At 64.4% G+C, this 7,598-nt stretch carries 3 protein-coding genes; all 3 read right to left on the reverse strand.

Annotated elements, in window-relative coordinates; all coding sequences use genetic code 11:
* Nucleotides 1-266: 266 nt before the first annotated feature.
* The gene (locus tag FHS02_RS31045; RefSeq protein WP_137316709.1) at nt 267-2,105 is read right to left on the reverse strand and encodes a reverse transcriptase family protein; all 1,839 of its coding nucleotides are present in this window, start codon (nt 2,103-2,105) and stop codon (nt 267-269) included.
* A gap of 297 nt (nt 2,106-2,402) precedes the next feature.
* Nucleotides 2,403-4,094, reverse strand: coding sequence for an SWIM zinc finger family protein (locus FHS02_RS31050; protein ID WP_217496866.1), 1,692 nt, complete (start codon nt 4,092-4,094; stop codon nt 2,403-2,405).
* Nucleotides 4,091-7,201 (reverse strand): hypothetical protein, encoded by a 3,111-nt coding sequence (locus FHS02_RS31055; RefSeq protein ID WP_137316710.1) that lies wholly within the window; start codon nt 7,199-7,201, stop codon nt 4,091-4,093. Before FHS02_RS31055 ends, FHS02_RS31050 begins: the two co-directional genes overlap by 4 nt.
* Between the last annotated feature and the right edge of the window lie 397 nt (nt 7,202-7,598).

Genomic DNA, 7,598 nt, shown 5'->3' on the forward strand with positions numbered 1-7,598 from the left:
TTCCCATCCCGAACAGGACCGTGAAACGACTTTGCGCCGATGATAGTGCTGCAACCAGTGTGAAAGTAGGTTATCGTCAGGCTGTTATACCGAGAAAAGCCCACCAGTGATCTGGTGGGCTTTTTTCATTTGTGCCGCGTAGTTTGTAATCGCTGCCGATTCGGACTGGAAAACAGGTGACAGGCACCAGTTTTCCAGAAATGTTTCCAAATAATAGGTGCCTGTCACCGGTTTTGCTTTCGGCGGGCAGTGCTCAAAATCCCGCCTCAGTGTTTCATCAGTGCCAGCATGCCGGCCACCGCCAACGTCTGGATTCCGATGAAGCGTGTCCAGTAAGCAGAGCGGTCCCGCCGCGACAGGTAAAACAGCGCGAGCATGGCGATGATTGGCCAGGGCGAGCGGAATGCGATGGCAAGGAAGCATGCGATCAGGATCTGCAACAGCAGTGCATGCCACAGTGACCGAGCGTTTCGCGCCTTCCCGCCAGGCGTGGGAGACGTGGCAGCGTGCGACCTTGCCAGCTGCCGCGCTTCCTTTTTCATCGCAACCACCTGCTCCTGGGTTTTTTCCAATACCGGTGCCGGCGCCATGCCGGCCTGCCAGAATCCCGGCCAAGGTGCCTTGCCCTGCGCCGACAGGGCGCGGAAATTGCCAGCGGAAATCGCTTTGGCTACAGTTACCGCCGGCGAGCCCGTATCGCTCCATCGCTCGCGTGCTGCTCGTACACGCGCCAGCAATGGTGTGCCCTTGGCCGGATCCACCATGCGGATGAACTGTGCATAACCTTCCAGCGCAGCCAGCACATTGGCGTTGCCGTTCCATGCCTTGCCAGCGGGGCCGTCGCGCTCTACCTGGAACAGCGTCGCCCTGAAGCGGCGCAGCGTCGTCCGGTCCACAGCCGGCTTTTCGTTGACGACGATGCCCGTCACGCCCTGACGCTGCGAATCGCGCATCACATGCTGCTTGTCCGGATGCGGAGTGAAACCTTCGTCGGCAACGATCTGCCGAACGCGCCACAACAGCTTGCCCGCAAGCCGGCGTGTCTCCTCGCCGCCCGAGAAGGTCAGGTCGTCGGCATAGCGGGTGTAGGCAAAACCCAGTTTTGCCGCTGCGCCTTCCAGTCGCGCGTCGAGGCGGCGGCACAGGATATTCGTCAGCGCCGGGCTGGTTGGCGCACCTTGCGGCAGCACGCGTGGACCATGCGCGACGTGAAATGTCTCGCCATCGATGCTGACCTGCTCCGTTGCGGACTCGGTGCACAGCAGGGCAAGTATCGTCGCTATCTGCTTGCTGTAGCCGAGTTGCCGGAACACGCCGGCAACCCGTTGCATCCCGATCGAAGGAAAGAAGTCCTTCAAGTCCACATTGATCACGACGGCCCGGCCCACGTGCGGGCCGGCGTTGGTGACGATCGAACGCCCGGCGCGAAAGCCGTGCGCAGCCGGATGTACCGCGGCGCGCGCCAGAAGATTGTCCAGCACCCAGTACTGGCCGCGTTTCAGGCGTGGCATCGGTGCAGAGATGATTCGCTCGCCACCGGTTTTTTTCGGCACCGCAAAGCGGCGGTAATGGCTGATCCGGGAAACGCGCCGGTCGAATGCCAGGAAGCGCAGTTCCGGCAGCGACAGGCCCATCGCCTGGGCGAGGTCCTTCGCATCATGCATGGCTGGCAGCGCGGCACGCGCGAGCTTGTCCGCATCGCTGCGCGCTTCGCCGAGACCTGCCGACACACCCTGGCCGAGGTAGAGGATTTCGCCGGCGCGACGCTGGTGCCATGCGTTGGCCCGCTCGAACCGCTCGCGTGCACGACGCTCCCGTGTTTCCTCGCGCCGCGCGCGGGCCTTCGCCTTGCGCTCCTTGTGCATCGCCTTCAGGGCCAATGCCGGATCCTCCGCCACGCGAAGGTCGCTTCCCAGCTCGCGCAGCGCGCGAACCAGCTCGGACTCACGCTGGATCAGCTGTTCGGCCACGGCCTTGCCCGGGTCGTTCTCCGGCCAGAAACCTAGCCGCTGCATCTCGGCGAGCGTGACTTCTTCCCTGGATTGCGTACGCAGCCGTGCATACAGCGCGGCACGGGTCATCGGGGCAGGGGTATTGTCGCTCATCGGGCAATCCCAGGCGGAGCCGCAAGCGTGGAGATGAAAGGCAAGCATGGCGCGACCGTCATCGAAGGGCCGGCAGGACTGGACCGCTCAACTCGACGCCGGACCGCGCTGGTAGCGCTGGCGTAATTCATGGGATTCACACCGACTCGCGCTGCCAGCGCTGGTCCGGCCCAGTGAAGAGCGGGCCAGTGGCGCATGGGGGGAGCAGGATACGAGGACGGCGATCCGCCGTCCGGGTTGCAAGAGCCATCGCGCCATGCTTGCGCGGTCGAGTATAGCAGTGCGGGCGAATGCGCTTCAAGCATTTCGGATCGCTCCATGTCGGGTTGCCTGGTCCTGATGGTCGTGCTCAGCGCCGTGCCCCTGTGCCAGGCGCAGCGCGAGCATGTGGGCGCATGGCCCCTGGCGCAGCCTGTTGCGGTAAAAGTATTCGCACTGGCATGCACCGTCGGCGATACGCAGGTCCGCATCGAGCCGCAGTGTCACGGCAAGGCGCTGCTCGCCGCTGCGCGCCAGGCCGGCAAGCCTCAGCCCGCCGTCGGCCTGGGCTTCGCAAGCCTGCAGCGTGACCGCGTGCAGCGCCACCAGCGACCATGCCTCGCTTTCCAGTGCGCTGGCAAAGCGCAGGTCGTCGAACGGTAACGGCTCGCGCGTCAGCTCGCGCAAGCGGTAGACACGCTGCGCCAGGTCGAAGACCACGCGGCCGGCTTGCGTGTACAGCGTGAGCGCGCGCTCGACGGTCAGCCGCGACAGCCCGGTATCGGTCGCCAGCTGGTCGGCGGTCGCAAGCCAGCGTTTCGCCAGTGCGGCATATACCCGTTGCCTGCTGTCGTCGTCCACGTCGCCACGGGGCGCCAGCAGGTCGAACTGGCCGGCGCGCGACCAATCGTTGGCGGTCCAGCCGGACAGGCCCAGCGTGAACTGCATGTCCGGCAGGTTGGCGATCCAGAAGCTGGGCATGCCGCTTCCCATCAGGTGCACGGTAAAGCTGCTTGCTGCCGGGATCAGGCGCTCGAGCAACAGCAGCCGGCGCCTGCCCCAGATGCGGATCTCCTCCGGCACCGTGCCCGTGTAGATCGAGCGGCGGCAGGCGATTGCCTCGTTCCATGGCTCGAACACGGTACGCACCGGTTCCCCCGGCGCCAGCACGAAGCGCAACGAGCGCGGCCCCGTCCGCTCCTTGCGGCGGCGCAGTTGCCGGCAGAAGTTATGCACGTCCATCGGATGCAAGTCGAAGCTGCGGGCCGGCAGGCCCATTGCGCTGCTCACCTGCAGGAAGCCGCGTACCCAGCTCTCCGGCACGTCGATCTTTTGTTCGATGAAGGTCGGGTCGTCGGCCGTCCGTACCTGGAAACCTGCCGGCTCGATCGCCAGGCGCGTGCTCTTGTAGTCGCGTATCTTCTGGAATTCGCCGTACAAGGCTTCCGAGTAGTCGATATTGGTAGTGCCGCAGGCGAAATCGCCGAGGCGGTCGAACACGTTGTGGCTGCAACTGAGCGAGGCGTAGCTTGATTCGTCGCGACTGAAGCATTCGAAGAAGATGCGGTCCGGGTGCACCGTGATCACCGGGTCGAATGCCAGCCAGAGCTCGCGGTTGTTGTGATACAGATAGTTGAAGTATTTGCGCTGCGCTTCGTAGAACGGCTTGAGAATCGTGGCCTTGCGCAGGCGCACTTCCTTCAGCTCCTCCTTCAGCGGTGCCTGCCGTGCGCGCAGGTCCGCGATCCGGGCCACATATTCGGCCAGCATGCCTTCTTCGTTGAGCGCCAGCCATTCCTTGTAGGCGGTCTTGTCGGGCGCCTGGTAGCGCTGATCGGCAATCACCACGTCATGCAATGCGGAGATGGCTTCGCGAAACGGCAGGCGCTTGTTGACGTCGGCGACGAAGTGGGTGGGTGGGCGCAGCGCGTCCGGTACGAAGCGCATGCTGGTGGCCGAGGCACTGTTGTCGACCGTGGTGGTGCCGAAGTAGCGGTAGTCGAACCTCATTGCGAGCTTTCCTGGCCGGTGCCGGCCGTATTGCGCACGGGCGGCTGATGGATGGTCATGACGGCTGGCAGGGCCGGATAACGCTGCTGGATCTCGCGTAGCGCTTCGATGTATTGCGCCTTGTCGCCGATGGCGACGGTGACGACCTGGCGCGCAAACACCTGCGCGACGAAAGCGGCGATCTCCTCCGACAGCATGGCCTGCTCGCGCAGGAAGCGCTGCACGCGGCCCTTGACGACGCGGCCGCGGTGGACCTGGGAGAGCACGCCGAGAAAATAGGGCTCCAGGCGGCGCAGCATGCCGGCATCGCCGCCGCTGGCGCTTTCGAGCCAGCCGCTGACGAACAGCTGCATATTGGCCGAAGGGTGCTGGCTCAGTTTCAACATGAATTCAGCAACATCGGTAATGTCGAAGTGCTCGGTGATCATGGCGCGCCCGAAGCGCTGGGCGGCGGGGTCGGGATGGTCACACAGGCTCACCAGCAACAGCGGTGTCCAGTCGCTGCCCGAGCAGGCGGTGCCGAAGAAGCCGCTGGCGAACTCGCGCGTATCGTCGAACTTGCTGTCGAACAGGCGCAGTGCCGCCTCCATGTTTGCCCTCGCCATGTCGGGATGGCCGGCAAAAGCCGCGTAGGCCCAGCGGCGCACCGCCGCGTTCTGGTTGCGCCCGAATGCGGCCCAGTCGGCCACATCGAACTGGCCGGCCGGGAAACGCCCGATCAGTATCGCGCCCAGGCGTTGCGCTCCCTTGCCGCGCGCTGCCAGCAAGCGCCGCAACAGGTCGGGGCTGGACAGCGGCGGCCCATCCAGCGGTCCGGTCAGCCACTTCAAGATATCGTCGTGCAGCCCTTCCACCGTTTCGGTGCGGAACAGGCTGTCGAGCAAGGCGGGCAACAACACGTCGCGGCATGCCGCATCGCTTGCCAGCCGAACGATGACACTGTCGATGGCACCGCGCACCAACGCATCCGGACTGGTGGCGAAGGCCGCGATCAGGTCCAGCTGCTGCGCCAGGATTGGGTCGGGCAGGGTGCCGAACAAACGCACCGCCATGCCGCGCACCGCCACTTCTTCGTCGCGCAGCAGTGCGGTGAGGACGGCGCCTGGCAGCGCGGTGGACGGCACCTCATGCAGCATCAGCCAACGGCAAGCCAGTACGCGCACAGCCGCCAGCGGGTGCGCCGCCAGCTGCAGCAGGCGCTCGTATGGCGCTCGCACCGCTGCCTCGCGCAATGCCGTGTCGATAGCCTGGAACAGGTCCGCCGCAATCGCCCATGCCGCGTTGGCGGCGTCGTCGATATCGGTGCAGAAGTCCAGCCAGTCCAGCAATTGCAGCACGATCTGCTCGGGTTTTCCCGGCAGCCGCTGGGCGAACTGGCACAGGATCCATCCATGGCGCCGAACCAGCGCGTCAGGTGCGCACAGGATGGCCTGTACCAGCAATGGATCCCCTGCATAACGCGCCGGATCGCGGCCAATGCAGTCCATCGCATAAGCACGGGCTGCCGGCAGTGCCGCGCGAGCCAGCAGCATCAGCCAGTCGGCATCCGGCTCACCGGGTTCGAACCGCGTGCGCGCCACGGCAAAGGCAAAGCGCGCCGTCGGTTCGTAGCGGCTGGTCAGGAGGCGGCGCAACTGGTCCAGCGAAAGCGCCGCACAGAATGCCTGGTTGTCGGCCAGTGCGCGCGCGGCGAATGCGTGCACGCCGTCGCAGCGGCTTTCCTGCATCAATGCCAGCAATGCCTCCGGATGACGGTCCCATATCGCGGGAAACGCTTCCTGACGGCTATTCGCAGCCAGGTCAGCTGGCGGATCGCCGGCGCGGCGATACCAGGTCAGTCCGGAAGGCGTGTGGCGCAGGCCTGCATGGGCGCGCGCCAAGTGGTTGAACAGCATCCAGTGGGCATAGCGATCGAGCACGCGCCCGGCGCGCTGGTACGGCATACATGCTTCACTGTCGTCCAGCGGCATCAGCACACCGAGTGCCAGCGGCACGAACGAAGGATCGTCCTGTTCGCCCAGGCGGCGCAGCATGCGCCAGCCGCGCCGCAGCAAATAGTGGCGTGTCAGCTTGCCATAGGCAACCGTGCTGTCCGGACGGGCAGCCGCGTCGGCATGGGAGAGGTAGCGACCGCCGATCCAGACCCGCGTGGCCGGACGGTGCGCGGTGGTCTCGAAGCGGCGATGCAGCAGCGCGAACATGCCGGCATCGGCACGCAGCTCGGCCGCCTTGTAGAGGTGGCGGATGGCGCGGAAAATGCCGGCCCGCAGCGGCAGGCTGCGTAACAGATCGAGCAGCAACTCGCGGGCAAATGGCTGGCATAAGGCAACCTGGTCGAGCTGCTCCAGCCAGATATCCAGTGCCGGTTCGCCCCACGCAAGTTCCGAGGTCGCAAGTGTCAATAAAGTGGCCTTGTCGCCGCGCTCGAAGGCAGCACGCAGTATTTCCGGCCAGGCCGCAACCAGCGACTGCGCGTGTCGTTGCCGATCCTCGGGCGTGGCCAGCATCAGCCATGCCAGCAGCGCCATGCGCCGTACCGCGTCGGTGGTGCCGCGCGCCTGCAGTTCGCGCATCGCGATGGCGGCGCCGGGATCGCGGCACCGTGCGATGGCCCAGGCGATACAGTAGTCCTGCATTGCATCGCCACGCTGGATCTGGTCGACAAGCACTGGCACGGCTGTGCGGAGCCGGCGTTCGCCGATGCGCCAGATGGTACGGTTGCGGCGACCCTGGTCGAGCAGTTTCCAGCTGCCCGGCTCCAGTCGGCGCAACAGTGTGCGGTCGCCCTCGGTGATGGCCGAGCGAGCGGGCTGGCTGGTGAGGTCGTTCCGGGCTGATGAAGCTTCGGGGGCAACAGCCAACGCGGGGTCGGCAAATCCCTGCGTCATCCGCGCTGCGAGGGTTTGCTGATAAATTGTTTCCGCCACTGCCAGTTCCACAGGACGGGGCGTGTGGGTGGATTCGCGCCACTCCCCGCCCATCGTGCCCTGCCGCACATTGACGACGTAACGATCTGGCGCGGCAGCGAATTCGCACAGTTCGATTTCGCAATGGACAACGGTGTTCCCATGCCTGCGTATCAGGCCGGTCTTTCTGATCAGTTTCACCGTTTCGCATCCCGGGTGGCGTTGGTATGGAAATATTAGCTAATACCTAACGCTGAGTAAATATTGCAGAGCTCGCTTCTACAAATAATTCCGGCGGAGGTCTTGCCGGCGACTATTCGCTTTGCTATAGTTCTGTCCCTGTCGCAACGTAGCCGTTAAAACGAAACAGCGCGACAGGGAAGTTTGAATCGCTGACGCAACATTGCGATACAAACTGAGGGGTTGACGAGATGCACGAAACGCCGCATAATCTCATCTCTCTGCTGCTGACAAACACAACGATTTGTCGACAACGCAGCAAGGCCTTCAAGGGCAGAATTCTTTAACAATCAACAGTCGATAAGTGTGGGCGTTTGATGTGATGTGCCTCCGGACTTCGGTCCGGAATGCTCAAAAT

It is taken from the genome of Pseudoduganella umbonata (assembly GCF_014192225.1).
Classification (GTDB): Bacteria; Pseudomonadota; Gammaproteobacteria; order Burkholderiales; family Burkholderiaceae_D; genus Rugamonas; species Rugamonas umbonata.

Excerpts from the sequence above, each read along its gene's own strand:
- FHS02_RS31045 (WP_137316709.1), bottom strand. The coding sequence starts at position 2,105 with ATGAGCGACAATACCCCTGCCCCGATGACCCGTGCCGCGCTGTATGCA.
- FHS02_RS31050 (WP_217496866.1), bottom strand. The coding sequence starts at position 4,094 with ATGAGGTTCGACTACCGCTACTTCGGCACCACCACGGTCGACAACAGT.